Source organism: Thermomonospora catenispora, from assembly GCF_006363815.1.
Taxonomy (GTDB): Bacteria; Actinomycetota; Actinomycetes; order Streptosporangiales; family Streptosporangiaceae; genus Thermomonospora; species Thermomonospora catenispora.
The window spans coordinates 36,462-56,040 of sequence record NZ_RRYT01000029.1 but is presented as its reverse complement, the minus strand read 5'-3'; the positions used below and the strand labels follow the sequence as shown (position 1 = coordinate 56,040).

The window sequence follows — 19,579 nt, the reverse complement described above, 5'->3', positions numbered from 1 at the left end:
TCCTTGTTGAAGTTCACTGCGCCCTCCACCGGCGGCGGACCATCGGGCACCGCGACCGGCTTGGGCACCCCCCGGAAGGTGAACCGGGCCTGCTCACCCTCACCCTCGACATCCACGATGACGATCTGCCCGGCCTTCACCTCCCCATACAAGATCTTCTCCGACAGGGAATCTTCGATCTCCCGCTGAATCGTGCGCCGCAACGGCCGCGCCCCCAACACCGGGTCATACCCCCGCTCGGCCAACAACTCCTTGGCCGCCGGCTTCAACTCGATCCCCATGTCCCGATCCCGCAGCCGCTCATCCACCCGAGCGATCATCAGATCCACGATCTGGATGATCTCCTTGGGAGTCAGCTGGTGGAACACCACGATGTCATCGACCCGGTTGAGGAACTCCGGCCGGAAGTGCTGCTTGAGCTCCTCCTGCACCTTGGCCTTCATCCGCTCATAGTCCCCCACGTGATCATCAGCGCGGGCGAACCCGAGCGACTGACCCTTGGAGATGTCCCGCGTGCCCAGGTTGGTGGTCATGATGATGATCGTGTTCTTGAAGTCCACCGTCCGGCCCTGGGCATCGGTGAGCCGACCATCCTCCAAGATCTGCAGCAGACTGTTGAAGATGTCCGGATGAGCCTTCTCGATCTCATCGAACAACACCACCGAGAAGGGCTTGCGCCGCACCTTCTCGGTCAGCTGACCGCCCTCCTCATACCCCACATACCCCGGCGGGGACCCAAACAGCCGGGAGACGGTGTGCTTTTCCATGAACTCGCTCATGTCCAACTGGATGAGCGCGTCCTCGTCCCCGAACAAAAACTCCGCCAGCGTCTTGGACAGCTCGGTCTTGCCCACCCCCGACGGGCCGGCGAAGATGAACGACCCGCCCGGCCGCTTGGGATCCTTCAACCCCGCCCGGGTACGCCGGATCGACTGCGACAACGCCTTGATCGCATCATGCTGACCGATCACCCGCTTGTGCAGCTCCTCCTCCATCCGCAACAGACGGGAGGTCTCCTCCTCGGTCAGCTTGAACACCGGGATCCCCGTCGCCGTGGCCAACACCTCGGCGATCAGCTCCTCGGTGACCTCGGCGACCACGTCCATGTCGCCGGCCTTCCACTCCTTCTCCCGCTGCGCCTTGGCCGCCAGCAGCTGCTTTTCCTTGTCCCGCAACGCCGCGGCCTTCTCAAAGTCCTGCGCATCGATCGCCGACTCCTTCTCCCGACGCACCGCGGCGATCTTCTCGTCATACTCCCGCAGGTCCGGCGGCGCGGTCATCCGCCGGATCCGCATCCGCGACCCGGCCTCATCGATCAGATCGATCGCCTTGTCCGGCAAGAACCGATCAGAGATGTAGCGGTCGGCCAGCTGCGCCGCCGCCACCAGGGCCCCATCGGTGATCGACACCCGATGATGGGCCTCATACCGATCCCGCAGCCCCTTGAGGATCTCGATGGTGTGCGCCAACGACGGCTCGGCCACCTGGATCGGCTGGAACCGCCGCTCCAACGCCGCATCCTTCTCCAGATGCTTGCGGTACTCATCCAGCGTGGTCGCCCCGATCGTCTGCAGCTCACCCCGCGCCAGCATCGGCTTGAGGATGCTGGCCGCATCGATCGCGCCCTCCGCGGCACCCGCCCCCACCAGCGTGTGGATCTCATCGATGAACAAGATGATGTCCCCACGGGTGCGGATCTCCTTGAGCACCTTCTTCAGCCGCTCCTCAAAATCCCCCCGATACCGCGACCCGGCCACCAACGCACCCAGATCCAGGGTGTACAGCTGCTTGTCCCGCAGCGTCTCGGGCACCTCACCCTTGACGATCTTCTGCGCCAGCCCCTCCACCACGGCGGTCTTGCCCACACCCGGCTCACCCACCAACACCGGGTTGTTCTTCGTCCGCCGCGACAACACCTGCATCACACGCTCGATCTCGGCATCCCGCCCGATCACCGGATCAAGCTTGCCCNNNCGCGACAACACCTGCATCACACGCTCGATCTCGGCATCCCGCCCGATCACCGGATCAAGCTTGCCCTCACGCGCCGCCTGCGTCAGATTACGCCCGAACTGATCGAGCACGGCCGACCCCTGCGGCGTCGACTCCGACGGGCCCGGGGCGGTGGTCTCCTTGGGGTTGGGGTATCCGTGCAGGAGCTGGATCACCTGCTGGCGCACCCGGTTCAGATCCGCGCCCAACTTCACCAGAACCTGCGCCGCGACGCCCTCACCCTCCCGGATCAACCCCAGCAGGATGTGCTCGGTCCCGATGTAGTTGTGCCCCAGCTGCAACGCCTCACGCAGCGACAGCTCCAACACCTTCTTGGCCCGCGGCGTGAACGGAATATGCCCCGACGGCGCCTGCTGACCCTGACCGATGATCTCCTCGACCTGCTGCCGCACCGCCTCCAGGCTGATCCCCAGACTCTCCAGGGCCTTCGCCGCGACCCCCTCACCCTCATGGATCAAACCCAAAAGGATGTGCTCGGTCCCGATGTAGTTGTGGTTGAGCATCCGGGCCTCTTCCTGGGCCAGGACGACGACCCGCCGCGCGCGGTCGGTGAACCTCTCGAACATCTCGTCGCTCCTCTGAGAGCGGTCGGTCGGATCCGGTGTCTCCGAACCCGTCCTCCCGCCGACTAGCCCGCCCCGAGGAGGCCACCCGGTGCACTCCCACCAGGAGACGTTCCCCAGCTAAGCGCTGTTCATCCTCATCCAACTACCACGCGGCCCCGGCATGTTCCCGGTACGCCTCCAGCGAACGGCTTTCACCCCGCTCGCGCGACGCTCTGCGAGCCCGGTCACGGATCGGTCCGGACCTCGCCCGACCTGGGCATTCTCATTCCGATGGACGGACTCGCGGCGATGGGCCGGCTCCGGGCGCAGGTGTCCGTTCCCCGGGGCGGACACAGGTGCTTCGCCGCAAGCGAACGGCCCGCCCCGGGTCACCCGGTGGGCGGGCCGTCACCGGTGACGACTCAGTGACTCGCCTCGTACTTCTCCACGACGCTCGCCGGGATGCGACCCCGCTCGCTGACCTTGATGCCCTGCGCCTTGGCCCAGGCACGGATCTCCGCGCTGCGCTCCCGGCTGGACGCGCCGCGCGAACGGCGACGTCGCGTAGAACCCGCCTTACGGGCGTGCTGCACGAACGGCGCAAGAGAGTCCCGCAGCTTCTTTGCGTTCTCGCCACTGAGGTCGATCTCATACGAGGTGCCATCGAGCGCGAACGACACGGTCTCGTCCGCCTCGCCACCGTCGAGGTCGTCGACGAGAAGCACCTGAACCTTCTGTGCCATGGGGACAGACCTTTCCGCCGGAGCAAACTACATTCGGTTTCCAAAGATATACCGAAGCGCTTGCGGATGACAATTCAACGCCGCGCGGGGAAGATTCCCGACAGGGCGGTAACACGCCGTAATCAGCGGGGGCGAATCCGCTATGCCCAGCTTAGTCCGCTCCCCGGCGCGCTCCCGGGAGCGGGCAGCAGGAATTGTCCGACCGGCGCATCCCGCCGAGCCGCCCCGGCATGGGCGTTTTGCGCACCCGCGATCAGGGGGGCCGCTCTCGCGGGCGTCAAGATCGCAAGTTCCCGGGAGGCAATCCGGCGGTCCTCGGTAAAGCCTCGGTGCGGACACGCCGCGTAGCCTCCCCCGACGGCGCCGCGCGGCAAGTCCGGGGCAAGTCGGAGGCAAGTCCGGGCGGAAGATAGCAGATAAATAGGCCCCACAACTACCTTAACGGACTACGGGGGGCGCCGCGTCCCCGTCGCGGATTAGCCCGCGGGCAACGCCGCTAAGCCCCACGGGCCATGGAATGGCGGGCCCGCGGGCCCTCGCGGGCCGGCGATCGGGACGGCCTCCACAGGGCCGTCCCGGGCGCCGTCCCGGGAAATCCGTGCTCCATCCGCGGCGACGTCCGGACGGTTTTTCACCGTAGCAGCCCGATAGGAGCAGAAAAGCTCCGAATGCGAGCGTCGCTCCGGCGGCCGGGCCGGTCCGGACGGGTCTCTAGGGGGCCGCGGCCACCACGGTGCCCGCCAGCCGGTCGTGCAACGGCCGCCGCGGCTCTCTCAGCGTCAAGAGGGCGTTGCCGACCCACAGCACGCCCATCACCGGCCCCAGGAGCGGGATCGGCTGCATCGCGATCGGCGCCGCGTACACGGTCGCCCGCAGGGCCGCATGGCCGACCCCCGGTCCCGCCCCGGCGCCGTCCTCGCTGCGCACCCGCAGCCCGACGAGCCTTTTGCCCAGCGTGCGCCCCCACAAGGCGAGCTGGACCGTCTCGTACACCAGCAGCAGCCCGGCCAGGATCGGAGCGGTCAGCGTCTCCGCCGTGGCCGGAGGGAGGCCCAGCGGCTCCGACGTCGTCACCAGCGTCACCGGCAACCCCACCACGAGGGTGTCGACGACCCTGGCCGCCAGCCGCTGGGCGGGCTCCGCCGGCGCCCCATCCGGCGCTCCGCCGTCGCGCATGACCCGCTCAGGCGCCCTCAGGCGGCGTCGTAGTGCGCGTCCTCGAGAGGCACCCGGTCGTCCACGACCACGGTCCCGGTCAGCCGGTCGTGCACCGCCTGGCGGAGCGGCTGATCCCAGATCGCCCACAGATAAGCCATCACCATGCCTATCGACACCAGCAGCATCCCGTAGGCGAAGTACTCCCACACCTTCACCGCGAGGATCAGGAACAGGAACAGGGCGAGCTGATAGCCGATGTTGTTGACGGCCGCGCGCCAAACCGCCTGGGTCACCGTCATCGCCTCGCCGTCGTCGCGCACGACGCTGAGCCCCAGCATCCGCTTGCCGAGCGTATGGCCCCACAACGCCAGCTGGAGCGCCTCATAGAGGAAAGGCAGCACGGCCAGCACCACGAACAGCGTGATGATGATCGGCCAGTTCCACACACCGCCTTCGGTGCGGGTATCGCTGCCGGGCGCGTCCAGCCCGATCACGCCCCATGTGATCGGCAGTACGAGCGCGAATCCGAACACCGCCACAAGGACGTTGTCCATCAGCCGGGCGCCCGCCCGCCGCGCAATCGGGGCCAGCTGCAGGTCGTCCGCCGGAGCATGGTCATAACCGCCGTACCCGCCCGGCGCCTGCCCGCCGGGCGGAGGCGGAGACTGCCATTGCGCCTGTGGCGGTCGCTGCCACTGCCCGGGCGCGTTCCCCCCTTGCCAGTGCGGGTTGTAGGCCTGCCCCCCGCGGTACGGGTCGCTCATCGCTTCGGTCACTCCTCCAGGCGTAGCAGCATCCGGGTGTTGCCCAGGGTGTTCGGCTTGACGCGGTCGAGATCGAGGAACTCGGCCACGCCTTCGTCATAAGAACGCAGGAGTTCTTCGTACACCTCCGGCGACACCGGAGTGCCCTGAATCGGGCGGAAGCCGTGACGCCGGAAGAACTCCACTTCGAAGGTAAGGCAGAACACCCTCCGCACGCCGAGTTCCCGGGCGGTTTCCAGCAACCGGGTCACGATCCGATGCCCGATGCCGCGGCGGCAGCAGCGCTCGTCGACCGCCACGGAGCGGACCTCGGCGAGGTCCTCCCACATCACGTGCAGGGCGCCGCAGCCGACGACGCCGAGCTCGCGGTCGTCGGCCACCCAGAACTCCTGCACGTCTTCATAGAGGGTCACCATCGACTTCCGCAGCGTCCGTCCGTCGCCCGCGTACTTGTCGATGAGCCGGTGGATCGCCGGGACGTCGGCCGTTCGCGCCCGCCTGATCGTGACCTCCACAAGCAGCTGAGCGTATCGGTCGCCGGACCCCCTCGTCGTACCGGTGCGCCGCCGCGGCGGGCCATGTCCCTGTTGGCAGGGCGGTCGGACTCCGTTAGTCTGCGACGCTGACATCAGCGCGTCCTGCGCTGAGACCGACCGCCGAGTCCGCCGGGCGCCCCGATGCCCGGTGGAGCCGGGGACCCATCCGACGCCCCTGGGCAGGCAGGAGCATGGGCTCCGCCGGACCCGACTGAGAGGGTGCGCCCCTGGGGGTGAGTCCGCTCCGGCGCCCGATGCGGCGCGCCGACCGCGGTAGGGCCCTCCTTCGCCCGAACCCGTCAGCTAACCCGGTAGGCGGATCAGGAGAGGAGACCGAGTGGAGTCCATCCGCCCCGAAGCCGATCCGCAGGGCCTCCCATCCGCCCAGCACGACACGGTCCGCCCGGCCGGGCGAGGAGGCAGGCGCTCATCCCGCACCTCCCGCGGCCGATGGCGGAGCGCCGCGCTGGCCGGGCTGACCGGGGCCGTGCTGGCGGTCACGGCGCTGGCTCCGGCCCCGGCGCACGCCGACCCCGAACCCTCCACCAAGGAGCTCACCGACCAGGCCTTCAAGCTCGCCGACCGGCTCGAGCAGCTGACCGAGCGGTACAACGGGCTGAGGGTCCAGCTGTCGCAGGCGCGGCGAGCCGCCCAGGTGGCCGCCGCCAACGCCGAGCGGCAGGAGAAGGAGCTGGAGGAGATCCGCCAGAAGGTCAGCAGCCTGGCCGCCAACAGCTACATGCACAACGGCGTGGACCCGGCCGTGGCGCTGATCAGCAGCGGCGATCCCCAGCGGGTCCTCGACCAGGCCGCCGCCCTGCAGTACTTCTCCACCCAGGAGGGGACCAAGGTGCGAGGGCTGCTGCAGGCCATGCAGTCCGCGCAGCGGGCCCGCAAGTCGGCCGAGGACCGCGCCGCGCAGGTGGAGAAGCTGCGCGCGGACCTGGACCGGCAGCGCAAGGAGGTCACCCGGCTGTACGAGAAGGTCCGCGGCCAGGTCGTCGAGCGGGACCCCAGCGCGCTGGCCAGGCTGCCGGTCGTGGGCACCGGGAAGGCCGCCCAGGCGCTGCGGTACGCGATGACCAAGCTCGGCAAGCCGTACGTGTGGGGGGCCGCGGGACCCAACGCGTTCGACTGCTCGGGCCTGACGATGTGGGCCTACAAGCAGGTGGGCATCAACCTGCCGCACTACACCGGCAGCCAGTGGAACGCCGGCACGCGGATCCCCCGCAGCCAGCTCCAGCCGGGCGACCTGGTGTTCTTCCACTCCGACCTGCACCACGTGGGGATGTACGTGGGGAACGGGAAGTTCATCCACGCCCCGCAGACCGGCGACGTGGTCAAGATCTCGCCGCTGGCGGGCCGTCCGTTCGCGGGCGCGGTCCGGGTGGCCTGAGCACGCCCTGAACACGTCGAGGCGGGCGCACCCCGTCGTGCGCCCGCCCGCCCCCGTCACACGTCGGTTCCGGGCTCTGGTCCGGCGTCGGTCAGATCAGCTGCCTTCGGGCCGCCCACACGACGGCCTCAATGGGGGTGTTCACGTCGAGCCTGTCGCAGATGGCCCGCAACCGCCGTCGCAGCGTCCGCGCGCTCAGTTCGAGCCGACGCGCCGCGACATCTGCGGTGACGCCGGTGGCGATCTGGGCGAGCAGCCGGATGTCGTCTTCGCTGAGGCGCGGTTCCTCGGTGAGGCGCGGCTCCTCGATGCCACGACGTGCGAGTGTGGCCTGTTCCACTCCGTCCTCCCTCGTCCGTGGTGCTGACCGCGGGGATGCGGCACGGCCGGGGCCGCGTGCCGCATAGGTACGGGTAGGCCTTAATCGGTACGCGCTGGTTGCGGGGTGAGGGAGTCGTCGACCGGCCCACAACAGCCGACTGGGTGCGCGTAGTGTTCGGTTGTGGGAGAGCGGCGCCGCTCTCCTGGTAGATCCGACGCGTCGGAGCGTCCACCGGCTCCGACGATGTGGCCGAATTCGGCCGATGCCCCCGAGCTATGGCGCATCCGGGCGGCAGTGGGTAACCATGCAGAGAAGGACCTCCACCGGGCCCGTCGCGCCGAGGGTGCGCGAAGCGGCCGCGAGGCGGGATCCGGCGGGCGCCGAAGCCCGCACCGGGCGATGCCGCACGCGACGGGGCCGGGACGGTCGTGTCCGGAATGGGTCATGTCGAGCCCTCTTTCGCCCTGCCCTTTCCGCGTCTTTGACCACCCGGCGGCGATGATCGGCCATGGTCGTGGTGCGTTATGGGACGGAACGCTAGGCGGCCGGGTAGAGGTCGTCAAGCGAGTAAATGTCACGCTCTGCGCTCATAGCACCACCGAACGTCACAGATCATTACGATCTTCTTGACTGCACGGCAGTGACCTGCGCAAACAACGCTTTCACAACGCGGCCGGGCGAGGGGCGCAGCGCCCGGAGCGGCCTTGCGTGAGGATCCTCATCCGCTCGGATCGGGCTTTTGCAGACGTCCTCAATTCACCGAGCTTCCCATCCGAAAAGCGGGGCCGGGTGCGGGCGACCCTCGACGGCCACGGAGGCCCACCGGTGCCCGCCCCGCGGGCACCGGTGGGCGGATCGCCCCACGGGGGATTTACGGACATCCACCGCCGGGTTGTCCAGAGGCTGACAACGGACTTTTCACTCACTCCGGCTTGACGAGCGGGAACAGGATGGTCTCCCGGATGCCCTTGCCGGTGAAGGCCATGATCATTCGGTCGATGCCGACGCCCACGCCGCCGGTGGGCGGCATGCCGTACTCCAGCGCCCGCAGGAAGTCCTCATCCAGCTGCATGGCCTCCGGGTCCCCGCCGGCCGCCAGCAGCGACTGCTCGGTCAACCGGCGACGCTGCTCGATCGGGTCGATCAGCTCGCTGTAGGCGGTGCCCAGCTCGGTGCCGAACCCGATCAGGTCCCACTTCTCGGTCAGCAGCGGCTCGGAGCGGTGCTGCCGGGTCAGCGGGGAGGTCTCCAGCGGATAGTCCATCACGAACGTGGGCTGGATCAGGGTGTGCTCGACGAGCTCCTCGAACAGCTCTTGAACGATCCGCCCCTGCCCCCAGGAGGGGTCCCAGGACACGTCCCGGGCGTCGGCCAGCTTGCGGACCTGCTCGAGCGGGGTGTGCGGGGTGACCTCCTCGCCCAACGCCTCCGACACCGCGCCGTAGAGGGTGATCCGCGGCCACTCCGCCAGCCCCAGATCCACCTCCTGACCGTCGTGCACGACCACGGTGGTGCCCAGCGCCGCCTGCGCGGCCCGCTGGTACATCCGCTGGGTCAGCTCGGCCATGTCGTTGTAGTCGAGGTAGGTGCCGTACGCCTCGAGCATCGTGAACTCGGGGTTGTGGGTGGAGTCGGCGCCCTCGTTGCGGAAGTTGCGGTTGACCTCGAAGACCTTGTCGATCCCGCCGACGACCAGCCGCTTGAGGTACAGCTCCACGGCGATCCGCAGGTACAGGTCCATGTCGTAGGCGTTGATGTGCGTCACGAACGGACGCGCCGCCGCACCGCCGTGGATCGGCTGCAGCATCGGGGTCTCGACCTCGAGGTACCCCTCCTCGTGCCAGAAGTCCCGCACCGCCCGCACCGTCTCGCTGCGCAGGCGGGCCATCCGACGGGCCTCGTCGTTGACGATCAGGTCCACGTACCGCAGCCGCACCCGGGCCTCCGGGTCGGTCAGCCCGGCGTGCTTCTCCGGCAGCGGACGCAGGCACTTGGAGGTGATCGCGTACCGGTCGGCNGGCCTCTTCCTGGGCCAGGACGACGACCCGCCGCGCACGGTCGGTGAACCTCTCGAACATCCAGTCGCCTCCTCAGGCGCCGGTCCCCAAGGAGACCTTTGAGGTCGGGGACTAGTGAGCCGTACAAGACATCCAACTACCTTCCGGCCCCCGATGCTTCCTCCGTACGCCGCTAGCGAAAAGACGCGGTCATGGACGAGTTGATCGTTTGTGACGGATCCCTTGTGGGAACGCTGATCGGGTGCCCTCGGTCGCCCTGAGGGCCTTGCTATGCGCGCATGCCTTCTTTCGCAGCCCCCGGGCCGGCGAGGGCGTGCGACCCGCGGAGTTCGCCGGATGCGCGCCGGATGTGCGCCGGTGTGCGTCGGATTCGCCCGATGCCGTGCACCCATCGGGTCCGGCTCGGTACCGTGAGTGGCGTGCGGCTCACGAGGTTCACGGATCTGGCCCTGCGGATCGCCATGCGGTTGGCGGTGGCCGACCCCGCCGAGATCCACACCACCCGACAGGTCGCCGAGGCCGTGAACGCTCCGTACACCCATGTGGCCAAGGTGGTCAGCCGGCTGAGCGAGCTCGGCGTGGTGGAGGCCCGCCGAGGGCGCGGCGGCGGGCTGGTGCTGACCGAGCGCGGCCGGGACTTCTCCATCGGTGCGTTGATGCGCGAGCTGGAGGGGTCGGGGGACGTGGCGGGCTGCGACGACGCTCCGCCCTGCCCGCTGCGGGCGATCTGCCGGCTGCGGAAGGCGCTGCGCGAGGCCCAGGAGGCGTTCTACGCGGCCCTCGACCCGGTGACGGTGCGCGATCTGGTGGACCGATCCAATGAGCCGCTGGAGCAGTCCGGCGGGCCGGTGCTCATCCAGCTCACCGACCGCCCCTCCTGACGTCCTCTCCGGCCCGCCCCGGCGGGCCTTCCGACGGTTCCTCCACCCCCCCTGCGGACCCCTCGCCAGGGCGACCAGATAATTTGACTATCAGATTCCTATTTGGAGGATCGATGCTGTCTGACAAGTCGGCCGAGCTCGTCCGCGCCACGCTGCCCGCCGTCGCGAACGCCATAGAAGAGATCACTCCGCGGTTCTACGACCGGATGTTCACCGCCCATCCCGAACTGCTCCGCGACCTGTTCAACCGCGGCAACCAGGCCAACGGCGAGCAGGCCAGGGCGCTGGCCGGCTCGATCGCCGCGTTCGCCCGGATGCTGCTGGAGCACCCCGACCGGCGACCGGACGTGATGCTGTCGCGGATCGCCCACAAGCACGCCTCCGTGGGCATCACCGCCGACCAGTACCCGATCGTGCAGCGGCACCTGTTCGCCGCCATCGCCGACGTGCTCGGCGATGCGATCACCCCCGAGGTCGCCGCGGCCTGGGATGAGGTCTACTGGCTGATGGGCGGGGCGCTGATCGCGGCCGAGGCCAGGCTGTACGCCGAGGCCGGGGTCGCCGACGGCGACGTATGGCGGCCCTGGAAGGTCGTCGGGCGTCTGGAGGAGGTCCCCGGGGTGGTGACGTTCATGCTGCGTCCCGCCGACCGGTCGCCGGCCCCGCCGTTCAAGCCCGGCCAGTACGTGTCGGTGCGCGTCCCGCTGCCGGACGGGGCCAACCAGATTCGCCAGTACAGCCTCTCGTGCGCCCCCAACGGCACCGACCGGTGGATCACGGTCAAGCGGGTGGACGCGACCGACGACGCCCCGGCCGGTGAGGTCTCCACCTGGCTGCACGAGAACGTGCGGGAGGGGGACGTGCTCACCGTCAGCGTCCCGTTCGGCGACACCGTGCTCGACGACGGCGAATCACCGGTCCTGCTGGCCTCCGCCGGCATCGGCTGCACCCAGACCGTCAGCATGCTCGCCCACCTGGCCAACACCGGGGCCTCGCGCCGGGTCGTCGTGGTGCACGCCGACCACAGCCAACGCACCCACGCCTTCCGCGCCGACCTGGACCTGCTTTTGAACAAGCTCCCCGACGCCCAGGCGCACGTCTGGTACGAGCGGCCGACGGGGGAGTGGCCCGCCGAGCGGACCGGCCTGGCCGACCTGTCCGGCATCGACCTCCCCCGGGACGTCCGCGCCTACCTGTGCGGTCCGCTCCCGTTCATGCGCGCCGTCCGCTCCCAGCTCCTGGACCGCGGCGTCCCGCCGTCCCGCATCCACTACGAGGTCTTCGGCCCCGACCTGTGGCTGGCCGACGTCTGAGCCGGCACCAGCCCCAGCTGCTGGGCGCGCAGCCCCGCCTGGAAGCGGGAGTCCGCGCCCAGCAGCGTCATCAGCGCGGCGACCCGGCGGCGGTAGGTCCGCAGCGACACCCCCAGCCGTCGGGCGGCGGCCTCGTCGGTGAGCCCGGCGGCGAGCATGCCCAGCACCCGGCGCCCCTCCTCGTCGGGCATCGGCGGCCGGGCCCGGCGGTAGGCGGCCAGATCGACGGCCGACTCCCAGGCCGCCCGGTACAGCGCCCGGACCCCGCGCACCACGTCCGGCGACCGCACCACGGTGAAGGTGCGCACTCCCCGTTCCACGGGACCGGCCAGCACCGCCGCCCGCCCGTCGACGAGGATCGTCTCCTGCGGCAGCGGGGTGCGGCAGATCCGCACCTGCGCGCCTCGGTCGGCCAGCTCCACCAGGAGCCGCTCGGACTCCTCGTCGGCCAGGGCGAGCGGACTGTAGAGCTTGCGGGCGCGCAGGCCGGGAGCCCGCCGATGGCGTTCGGCCACGATCTCCTCGCGTGCCCCGGGCAGCGCCCAGGTCCGCAGATCCGCCGCGGCGCAGGCGAACTCCTCGCGCGCGGCGGCCAGCAGCGGCCCCGCCCGTTCCACCAGCTCCCGTTCGCCTCGCAGGACGACGTTGCGGTCCAGGTCTGCCGTCATCACGACCAGTCTGCACGATCGATCCGCGGATCCGACCGCGCCACCGGGCCGCACGAAATGCGCACGGGATGCGCACGGGGATCCGCGTGACCGGCCCGTGCGGGCGTCCCGCGTCGCCGAGGGCGGAACCGGTTCGGGGTGAAATGGCAGCAAGCTGCCATCCGCTCGCCTGCGGAACCGTCCCCGCCGAGGCTGGGGGCATGCCGAACGAACGCTGGAACCTCGGCGGGGACACGCCGATCGCCCGGATGGGGTTCGGGGCGATGCGGCTGCCCGCCAAGAGCTGGGACGGCCCCGCCGGAGACCGCGACACCGCGCTGGCGGTCCTGCGCCGGGCCGTGGAACTGGGCGTCGACCACATCGACACCGCCGCCTTCTACACCTACGGGGACCTGGCCGCCAACGAGCTCATCCGCCAGGCGCTGCACCCCTACCCGGACGGGCTGGTCATCGCCACCAAGGTCGGACCGCGGCTGGACGAGCGGGGGCGGCCCTCGGGCGAGGAGACGGCGGACCGGCTGCGCGCCTCCGTCGAGCGCAACCTGCGGGAACTGGGGGTCGACCGTCTCGACCTGGTGTACCTGCGGGTCGGCGGGCTGGGCGGACCGCCCGCCGAGTCCATCGCCGAACGGTTCGCCGCGCTGGCCGCCCTCCGGGAGGAGGGCCTGATCCGGCACCTGGGGATCAGCAACGTCAGCGCCGCCCACCTGGCCGAGGCCCGCGCCATCGCCCCCGTCGCCGCGGTGCAGAACAAGTACGCGCTGACCGCCCGGGAGGACGATCCGCTGGTGGACGAGTGCACCCGGGCGGGCATCGCCTACGTGCCGTTCTTCCCGCTGTGGGGGCTGCCCGACGAGCGCGCGGCCAAGGTCGCCGCCCGGCACGGCGCCACCGCCGCCCAGATCATGCTGGCCTGGCTGCTGGCGCGGTCTCCGGCGATCCTGGCCATCCCCGGCACCTCCTCCCTGCGGCACCTGGAGGAGAACGTGGCGGCGGCCCGGATCGAGCTCACCGAGGAGGACCTCGCCGAGCTCGGGACGCCGCTCGGCCGACCGGCTCAGGCCAGACAGCGCAGCGCGGTGCGCAGCGGAGAGGGCAGCGGGTGATGGGCCGGAAGGCGGGCGGTGGTGGCGTCCACGAACTCGGCCGGCGACAGCTCGGCCCGCTGTTCTCCCAACCGCACCAGGTACCGGTCGCCCGCGGCCTCCACCCGGACGGGCCCGTCGAGCTCGCTCAGCGCGAAAAGCCCCACCCGGCACCGCCAGTCGGTGCGCGCCGGCTCCTCCTCGGCGCGCACCGGCGCCCCGACGTCGTCGGCGTGCGTGGCGTACTCGGAGCAGTAGTGGAAGGTCTGCAGGCCCACCGGATACGGGCCCGCCATGGTGGGCAGCGTCGCGTCGGCGCCGCGTTCGCGCATCCGCCGCCGGGTGTCGGCGTTCTTGGTGTGCCACTCCCGCAGCACCTGGAGCACCGGCCGGTCCCGGCGGACGGCCACGCACCAGTCGTTGAACGCGGCCAGCCCCGTGACGCCCTCCCGCTCCAGCCGGGCGAACAGGCCGGGCAGGTCGTCGTCCAGGCAGGCCTGGTTGTAGAGCTCCTCACCGGCCAGGTGGGCCAGCACGTCCCGCACCGACCAGCCGGCGCATCGCGAGGGACGGTCCCATTCCCGGCCGGACAGGCCGGTGAAGTACGCCTCCAACCGGGCGGCCTCGGCGTCGAAGATGTCGAACGGGTCGAGGTCCTGCAGCGGTGCAACGTCCACCAGACCAATCTAAGACGCCCGAACGCCCTATCACAGAACGGTCACATCTGTCCTTCGGGTTTTTCCGGAATCGTGGTCTTGATGGCGTCGCCCAGCTCGATCAGCACGTCCCCGGCCGGCTCGTACTTGGCCGGGACCGTCACCTCGACATAGGCCTGCCGGCCCACCGCCGTGTAGGTCACCGGACGGTCCTGCGGGTAGGGGAACCAGTGCACCCCGTTGATCGTGATCAGCTGGGCGTCGGGCCGCATCGCCGCGGGCCGCGGCACTCCGCAGCGCAACGCGATCGCCGGCGACCCCCAGGCGGCGGTCAGCGGCGACTCCGGCGAGGTGTCCCGGCGCGGCCGCCCCTTGACCCGTTCGGGCAGCCGCAGGCCCGCGCACAACTTCGCGGACGCCGTGTCCGCCGCGGGGGGAGGCACTCTCACCGCGCCGTCCCCGCAGGCCGTCAACACCACGAGCAGCCCGAGCAGCCCGGGCAGCGGCAATGCGCGCACGCGACTAAATGTGCACGATCGGGCAGGTGAGCGTGCGGGTGATCCCCTCCACCGTCTGGATTCGCGCGACGACGAGCTTGCCGAGCTCGTCCACATTCCGCGCCTCCGCTCGCACGATCACGTCGTAGGGTCCGGTCACGTCCTCCGCCTGGGTCACTCCGGGAATGCCCGAGATGTGGTGAGCCACTTCGGCTGCTTTGCCTACCTCGGTCTGGATGAGGATGTAGGCCTGCACCATCACGTCCTCCCCGGGCGGAGAAAGAGCCGTTGGACGGCAACCGTATCGTGTATCCGCGGGGCGGACCGCCCCGCCCCCGGAAAACTTACGGCATGGGACGTCGATGGGACAGAGCGGGGCGAAAAGGAACGGTGAACACCATTGGCGATGCGGGTGAGTTCACCCTGATCGAGCGGCTCGTCGCACGGCTGCCCCAAGGGCCCCGGGTCGCCCTGGGCCCCGGCGACGACGCGGCCGTGGTCGCCGCCCCCGACGGCCGGGTGGTCGCCACCTCCGACCTCCTGGTGGAGGGCCGTCACTTCCGGCGCGACTGGTCGGGCCCCTACGACGTCGGGCGCAAGGCCGCCGCGCAGAACCTCGCCGACGTGGCCGCGATGGGCGCCCGCCCCACCGCCCTGCTGCTGGGGCTGGCCGCGCCCCCGGACACGCCGCTGGAGTGGGCGCTGCGCCTGGTCGACGGGCTGCGCGAGGAGTGCGCCCTGGTCGGGGCGTCGGTGGTCGGCGGCGACGTGGTGCGCGCCCCCCAGGTCACGCTCGCCGTCACCGCGCTGGGCGACCTGGGCGGCGGTCCGCCGCTGACCCGGTCCGGCGCCCGCCCCGGCGATGCGGTGGCCGTGCGCGGACGGCTCGGACACGCCTCGGCCGGGCTGGCGCTGCTGGCGGAGGGCCGGGACGGGCCCGCCGGGCTGCTGGAGGCGCACCGCAGGCCGCGCCCTCCCTACGAGGCCGGCCCGCAGGCCCGCGAGCTGGGGGCGACCTCCCTCATCGACGTCAGCGACGGGCTGGTGCAGGACCTGGGGCACATCGCGACCGCCTCCGGCGTGCGGATCGAGGTGGACTCCGCGGCGCTGCCGGTGCCCGCCGAACTGGGACCCGACGGGCTCCGGCACGTGCTGACCGGCGGCGACGACCACGCCTTCGCGGGCACCTTCCCGCCGGACGTCCCGCTCCCTCCGGAGTGGACCGTCATCGGGCGGGCCGCGGCGGGCCCGGCCGGGGTCGCGGTGGACGGGCGCCCCGTCGAGGCGGGGGGCTGGGACCACTTCCGCTCCTGAGGCCCGCCCCCGAGGCCTGCTCCGCGCGTCCGTCCCCGGCCCGTTCCCGACGGTCCGCCCGCCGGCCGCCCGCCCGACTCGCCGGAGAGATCACATTGGCGGTTTTGTCGCTACAGTGGGCGCGCTTGGTCGACCTTTTGATATATCTGCCAAGGACCGAATGAGGACGGAATGGGACGACAAGCCAAGCTGACCGAGGGCGACGCCCCCGCCGACGAAGAGAGCCGGCCGCGCCGACGTCCGGCCCGCAGCTGGAGCAAGATGCTCGTCTCGGTGCCGCTGCTGCCGATGGTCGCGCTGGTGGTCGCCATCGGGGTCGTCTCGTACGCGTGGGGCACCTCGCAGATCTCGCTGAACTTCGCCGGCGGTCCGCCGCGGCAGGCGCAGGCCGATTCCGGCCGCCGCGAGCCGGCGGCCGGTGCGCCGCGCGACGGCGTGCTGGTCTCGTTCCAGGTGGACCGGCGCACCGAGACCGGCTACACCGGCACCGTGACCATCGCCAACCACGGCGACGAGCCGGTCGCGGGCTGGCGGCTGGGCTTCAAGTTCGCCGACGCCCGGGTGCTGACCGTGGAGAACGCCGTGGTCGAGTCCAAGGGTCAGGTCACCTGGCTGCGCAACCGGACCACGACCCCGGTCCTCGGCCCCGGCGAGACCGTCGAGATCACCTACACCGCCGTCGGGACCCCGGCCCGTCCCACGGTGTGCAAGTTCAACGACGCCCCCTGCGAGCTGGGCTGAATCTCGCCCCGGCCCCCGGCGGCCGCGGCCTCGGGGCTGGGCGGCGCGGCTAAGGTGGGCCGCATGACCGACAATCCCCCCTTCCCGCCCTCTTCCACGCCCGCCCGGGTGCTCACCGTCGCGGGCTCCGACTCCGGCGGCGGCGCCGGCATCCAGGCCGATCTGAAGACGATGCTGGCCCTGGGCGTTCACGGGATGAGCGTCGTCACGGCCGTCACCGCGCAGAACTCGCTGGGCGTTCAGGGCGCCTGGGAGCTGCCCCCGGAGGCGGTGCGGGCCCAGCTGGACTCGGTGCTGTCCGACATCGGTGCGCAGGCGGTCAAGACCGGCATGCTCGCCTCCCCGGTCCTGGTGGAGACGGTCGCCGAGGTCCTGGCCGGGCTGGAGGACGTGCCGGTGGTCGTCGACCCGGTCGGCGTCTCCAAGCACGGCGACCCGCTGCTGGCCCCGGAGGCGGTGCACGCGGTGCGCACCGCGCTGCTGCCCACCGCCACCGTCGCCACCCCCAACCTGTGGGAGGTCGAGCAGCTCACCGGGGTGAAGGTGGTCGACGAGGCGGGGCAGCGCGAGGCCGCCGAGGCGATCGTGGCGCTCGGCCCGCGGTGGGCGCTGATCAAGGGCGGTCATCTGCCCGGCGACCCCGTCGACCTGCTGTTCGACGGGGAGCGCGAGTACCGGTTCGCCGCGCCCCGGCACCACACCCGGCACACCCACGGCACCGGGTGCACCCTGGCCTCGGCGATCGCCTCGCATCTGGCGCTCGGCGCCGACGTGCCCGAGGCGGTGCGGCTGGCCAAGGAGTACATCACCGGGGCCATCGCGGCGGGCTTCCCGCTGGGCTCCGGCATCGGCCCGGTGGACCACGGATGGCGGTTGCGAGTCCCCGGTGAAGCCGGCGATCAAACACAGGAAAGGTAAAAACTGCCTGCGAGATTTGCTCGTTCAGGTAAAGGCGGCCCATCCTGAAGGCGTGGACCGAAACCCGTCGGTCACCTGGAGGTCATGTCATGGCGACCGAATCGCCATACCGCCACCTGGAGGAGCTCGCCGCCCGCCTGAGCCGCGCCGGCCTGTGCACGCGTCTTGAGGAGCCGCTCGGCAGGGCCCCGCGCCTGCACGTTCTCAACCCGGACCTGCCCGTCGCCGAGGAGCACGTGATCATCGAGGCCTGCAGCGACGAGGCCTGGTTCTGGTGGGCCTGGGCGGAGCGCATCGCCCCCGCCGGCGAACTGGACCGCGCCGTCGACGACATCCGCCGCGTGCTCGGCGTCGCGGCCTGAGCGCCGCCCGAGCCCGCTACGGCGCCCCGAGTCCCCCCACCCCCGCGGCGACGCCCCGGCCGGGCATCCCCCATCCCCCTTGCCCGGCCGGGGCGTCGCCGTGTCGCGCGCCCTCCCCGGGCCCTCCCCGGGCCGTCCCCGTCGCTCACTCGACCCCGATGAGCAGCGGGCAGTCCGGCCGGCCGCCCTCGCAGACGACCAGCTCCGCATCCGGCCGCTCCCGCCGCAGCCACTCCTGCAGCAGCGCCGCCAGGCCGTCGGGGGCGTCCTCCCCGACGACCAGCGTGACCAGCTCGCCGCCGCCGTCCAGCAGCCGGTCCAGCACCCGGCGGGCCACCGTCGCCGGGTCGGTCCCGGACGCCACCACCTCCTCCTCCACCAGGCCCAGCACCTCTCCGGCCCGACCTCCGCCCGCGCCCTCGCCGCCGGCGAACCGCAGACGCCCGACCCGCATCGCCTCCGCCGCCCGCCTCATCGCGAGCACGTCGTCGTCGAACCGGCGCGAGGGGTCGTGCACCGCCAGCGCCGCCAGCGCCTGCACGACCTCCGTGATCGGCAGCACCGCGACCCGCGTCCCGCCGCCGCGGACGCGTTCGGCCGCCGCCCCGGCCGCCGCCAGCGCCTCGGGACCGTCCGGCAGCACCGCCACCTCGTCCCCGGCCGCCAGCATCGCCTCCGCCAGCGCCGCCGCCGACGGCGCCGCGCCCGGCTCATGCCGCACCACCCGCGCCCCGGCCTCCTCCAGCAGCGCCGCCGGACCGTCCGCCGCGGTCACCGCCACCACCGCGCGCCCCCGGCGCGGCGGCCGCGGACGCCGTGCGGCGTGCAGGCACGTCACCCTGATCCGGTGCACGCGCCCCACCGCCAGCCCGGCCTCGATCGCCGCCCCCGCGTCGCCGACGTGGACGTGCACGTTCCACAGTCCGTCCCCGCCGACCACCACCAGCGAGTCGCCGAGCCCGGCGAGCCGCCTCCGCAGGCCGCCGATCGCCTCGTCCGGGGCGTCCAGCGCGTACATCACCTCATAGCCGGGGCCGTCCCGGCCGGGGGCCTCGTCGCGGGGGCCGGCGGACCGCGGCGCGAGGTCCGGAGGGCGTCTGGGCGCGGGCACCGCGCGCCGCTCGGGGCGCTCGCCGGTGATCGCGGCCGCCAACGCGTCCAGCAGCACGCACCATCCGGCCGCGCCCGCGTCCACCACTCCGTCGGCGGCCAGGACCTCCAGCTGCCNCCATCACCGACAGCTCGCCGCGCCGGGAGGTGACGACCTCGCCCTCGACCCCGATGTGGTCGCCCAGGTCCACGTCCCGCTTCCACGCGGCCAGCTGCTCCTCGCCGACCTTGGCCTGCGACAGCATCACCTGGAGCTCGCCGGACCCGTCCCGGATCGTGGCGAAGCACAGTTTGCCGGTGTTGCGCAGCAGCATGACCCGCCCGGTGACGCCCACCCGTTCACCGGTCTCGGCGCCCGGCTCCAGATCCGGGTACCGCTCGCGCACCTCGGCGAGGGTGTGGGTCCGCGGGAAGTTCACCGGGTAGGGGTCGATCCCCTTCTCACGGAGGCGGTTCAGCTTCTCCCGCCGGACCCGCATCTGCTCCGGAAGGTCCTCGTAGTCCTGCTGCGCACTCACGCACGCCAGGCTACCGATCCG

At 71.4% G+C, this 19,579-nt stretch carries 19 protein-coding genes, 2 pseudogenes and 1 riboswitch; of the genes and pseudogenes, 8 read left to right on the top strand and 13 right to left on the bottom strand.

Annotated features, from left to right (window positions below; all coding sequences use genetic code 11):
- From EIO00_RS19480 to EIO00_RS19460, 5 genes are all read right to left on the bottom strand, one after another.
- The coding region (locus EIO00_RS19480; protein WP_140181032.1) for an ATP-dependent Clp protease ATP-binding subunit at positions 1 to 2,579 on the bottom strand (2,579 nt) is incomplete at its 3' end.
- A 401-nt stretch (positions 2,580 to 2,980) separates the two neighbouring features.
- On the bottom strand, positions 2,981 to 3,301 hold the full coding sequence (locus EIO00_RS19475; protein WP_140181030.1) for a histone-like nucleoid-structuring protein Lsr2: 321 nt from the start codon (positions 3,299 to 3,301) through the stop codon (positions 2,981 to 2,983).
- Between the two features lie 711 nt (positions 3,302 to 4,012).
- Entirely contained in the window at positions 4,013 to 4,477 is a 465-nt protein-coding gene (locus EIO00_RS19470) for an RDD family protein (protein WP_140181028.1), read from the bottom strand.
- A gap of 17 nt (positions 4,478 to 4,494) precedes the next feature.
- Complete coding sequence (locus EIO00_RS19465; RefSeq protein WP_140181026.1) at positions 4,495 to 5,223, bottom strand: RDD family protein; 729 nt, start codon at positions 5,221 to 5,223, stop codon at positions 4,495 to 4,497.
- Between the two features lie 8 nt (positions 5,224 to 5,231).
- Positions 5,232 to 5,738, bottom strand: coding sequence for an amino-acid N-acetyltransferase (locus tag EIO00_RS19460; protein WP_422100058.1), 507 nt, complete (start codon positions 5,736 to 5,738; stop codon positions 5,232 to 5,234).
- A gap of 210 nt (positions 5,739 to 5,948) precedes the next feature.
- A riboswitch (cyclic di-AMP (ydaO/yuaA leader) is annotated at positions 5,949 to 6,093 on the top strand.
- 3 nt (positions 6,094 to 6,096) lie between these two features.
- Here EIO00_RS19460 and EIO00_RS19455 point away from each other — a divergent pair.
- On the top strand, positions 6,097 to 7,155 hold the full coding sequence (locus tag EIO00_RS19455; RefSeq protein ID WP_140181024.1) for a C40 family peptidase: 1,059 nt from the start codon (positions 6,097 to 6,099) through the stop codon (positions 7,153 to 7,155).
- A 91-nt stretch (positions 7,156 to 7,246) separates the two neighbouring features.
- Here EIO00_RS19455 and EIO00_RS19450 read toward each other — a convergent pair whose 3' ends face one another.
- Both EIO00_RS19450 and lysS read right to left on the bottom strand, forming a co-directional pair.
- The gene (locus EIO00_RS19450; protein ID WP_422100059.1) at positions 7,247 to 7,465 is read right to left on the bottom strand and encodes a LuxR family transcriptional regulator; all 219 of its coding nucleotides are present in this window, start codon (positions 7,463 to 7,465) and stop codon (positions 7,247 to 7,249) included.
- 934 nt (positions 7,466 to 8,399) lie between these two features.
- Positions 8,400 to 9,494, bottom strand: a pseudogene (gene lysS / locus EIO00_RS19445) (lysine--tRNA ligase); the annotation flags it as partial.
- 420 nt (positions 9,495 to 9,914) lie between these two features.
- On the opposite strand from lysS, the gene EIO00_RS19440 reads away from it, so the two are divergent.
- Entirely contained in the window at positions 9,915 to 10,376 is a 462-nt protein-coding gene (locus EIO00_RS19440; protein ID WP_140181020.1) for an RrF2 family transcriptional regulator, read from the top strand.
- Between the two features lie 113 nt (positions 10,377 to 10,489).
- Positions 10,490 to 11,689 (top strand): globin domain-containing protein, encoded by a 1,200-nt coding sequence (locus tag EIO00_RS19435; RefSeq protein ID WP_140181018.1) that lies wholly within the window; start codon positions 10,490 to 10,492, stop codon positions 11,687 to 11,689.
- Here the strand turns inward: EIO00_RS19435 and EIO00_RS19430 are convergent.
- Positions 11,647 to 12,357 carry a helix-turn-helix transcriptional regulator gene (locus tag EIO00_RS19430; protein WP_140181016.1) on the bottom strand — a complete coding sequence of 237 codons (711 nt, stop codon included), beginning with the start codon at positions 12,355 to 12,357 and terminating at the stop codon, positions 11,647 to 11,649. The genes EIO00_RS19435 and EIO00_RS19430 overlap by 43 nt on opposite strands.
- 200 nt (positions 12,358 to 12,557) lie before the next feature.
- On the opposite strand from EIO00_RS19430, the gene EIO00_RS19425 reads away from it, so the two are divergent.
- Positions 12,558 to 13,463 carry an oxidoreductase gene (locus EIO00_RS19425; RefSeq protein WP_175596280.1) on the top strand — a complete coding sequence of 302 codons (906 nt, stop codon included), beginning with the start codon at positions 12,558 to 12,560 and terminating at the stop codon, positions 13,461 to 13,463.
- Here the strand turns inward: EIO00_RS19425 and EIO00_RS19420 are convergent.
- From EIO00_RS19420 to EIO00_RS19410, 3 genes are read right to left on the bottom strand one after another with little or no spacing between them, the layout of a single operon-like run.
- The gene (locus EIO00_RS19420; protein ID WP_140181013.1) at positions 13,415 to 14,119 is read right to left on the bottom strand and encodes a maleylpyruvate isomerase family mycothiol-dependent enzyme; all 705 of its coding nucleotides are present in this window, start codon (positions 14,117 to 14,119) and stop codon (positions 13,415 to 13,417) included. The genes EIO00_RS19425 and EIO00_RS19420 overlap by 49 nt on opposite strands.
- A 41-nt stretch (positions 14,120 to 14,160) precedes the next feature.
- Entirely contained in the window at positions 14,161 to 14,616 is a 456-nt protein-coding gene (locus EIO00_RS19415) for a DUF3515 domain-containing protein (protein ID WP_241661471.1), read from the bottom strand.
- A gap of 4 nt (positions 14,617 to 14,620) precedes the next feature.
- Entirely contained in the window at positions 14,621 to 14,854 is a 234-nt protein-coding gene (locus EIO00_RS19410; RefSeq protein WP_140181009.1) for an Lrp/AsnC family transcriptional regulator, read from the bottom strand.
- A gap of 92 nt (positions 14,855 to 14,946) precedes the next feature.
- Between EIO00_RS19410 and EIO00_RS19405 the strand changes: the two genes are divergently transcribed.
- The 4 genes from EIO00_RS19405 (at position 14,947) to EIO00_RS19390 (ending at position 17,930) form a co-directional block, all read left to right on the top strand.
- Positions 14,947 to 15,909: a thiamine-phosphate kinase gene (locus EIO00_RS19405; protein WP_140181006.1), complete on the top strand. Its 963-nt coding sequence runs from the start codon at positions 14,947 to 14,949 to the stop codon at positions 15,907 to 15,909.
- A gap of 171 nt (positions 15,910 to 16,080) precedes the next feature.
- On the top strand, positions 16,081 to 16,650 hold the full coding sequence (locus EIO00_RS19400; RefSeq protein WP_140181004.1) for a cellulose binding domain-containing protein: 570 nt from the start codon (positions 16,081 to 16,083) through the stop codon (positions 16,648 to 16,650).
- Between the two features lie 63 nt (positions 16,651 to 16,713).
- Positions 16,714 to 17,568 (top strand): bifunctional hydroxymethylpyrimidine kinase/phosphomethylpyrimidine kinase, encoded by an 855-nt coding sequence (thiD, locus tag EIO00_RS19395; RefSeq protein ID WP_140181002.1) that lies wholly within the window; start codon positions 16,714 to 16,716, stop codon positions 17,566 to 17,568.
- 89 nt (positions 17,569 to 17,657) lie between these two features.
- Positions 17,658 to 17,930, top strand: a complete 273-nt coding sequence (locus EIO00_RS19390) for a hypothetical protein (protein WP_140181000.1) — start codon at positions 17,658 to 17,660, stop codon at positions 17,928 to 17,930.
- Between the two features lie 145 nt (positions 17,931 to 18,075).
- Here EIO00_RS19390 and EIO00_RS19385 read toward each other — a convergent pair whose 3' ends face one another.
- A complete protein-coding gene (locus EIO00_RS19385) occupies positions 18,076 to 19,125 on the bottom strand; it encodes a DAK2 domain-containing protein (RefSeq protein WP_241661469.1) in 1,050 nt (349 codons plus the stop codon).
- Between the two features lie 34 nt (positions 19,126 to 19,159).
- A pseudogene (locus tag EIO00_RS19380) lies at positions 19,160 to 19,519 on the bottom strand (OB-fold nucleic acid binding domain-containing protein); the annotation flags it as partial.
- Positions 19,520 to 19,579 lie beyond the last annotated feature (60 nt).

Coding starts and splice junctions, on each gene's coding strand:
- EIO00_RS19475 (WP_140181030.1), bottom strand. CDS start 3,301: ATGGCACAGAAGGTTCAGGTGCTTCTCGTCGACGACCTCGACGGTGGC.
- EIO00_RS19470 (WP_140181028.1), bottom strand. CDS start 4,477: ATGCGCGACGGCGGAGCGCCGGATGGGGCGCCGGCGGAGCCCGCCCAG.
- EIO00_RS19465 (WP_140181026.1), bottom strand. CDS start 5,223: ATGAGCGACCCGTACCGCGGGGGGCAGGCCTACAACCCGCACTGGCAA.
- EIO00_RS19435 (WP_140181018.1), top strand. CDS start 10,490: ATGCTGTCTGACAAGTCGGCCGAGCTCGTCCGCGCCACGCTGCCCGCC.
- EIO00_RS19430 (WP_140181016.1), bottom strand. CDS start 12,357: ATGACGGCAGACCTGGACCGCAACGTCGTCCTGCGAGGCGAACGGGAG.
- EIO00_RS19425 (WP_175596280.1), top strand. CDS start 12,558: ATGCCGAACGAACGCTGGAACCTCGGCGGGGACACGCCGATCGCCCGG.
- EIO00_RS19410 (WP_140181009.1), bottom strand. CDS start 14,854: ATGGTGCAGGCCTACATCCTCATCCAGACCGAGGTAGGCAAAGCAGCC.
- EIO00_RS19405 (WP_140181006.1), top strand. CDS start 14,947: ATGGGACGTCGATGGGACAGAGCGGGGCGAAAAGGAACGGTGAACACC.
- EIO00_RS19400 (WP_140181004.1), top strand. CDS start 16,081: ATGGGACGACAAGCCAAGCTGACCGAGGGCGACGCCCCCGCCGACGAA.
- thiD (WP_140181002.1), top strand. CDS start 16,714: ATGACCGACAATCCCCCCTTCCCGCCCTCTTCCACGCCCGCCCGGGTG.
- EIO00_RS19390 (WP_140181000.1), top strand. CDS start 17,658: ATGGCGACCGAATCGCCATACCGCCACCTGGAGGAGCTCGCCGCCCGC.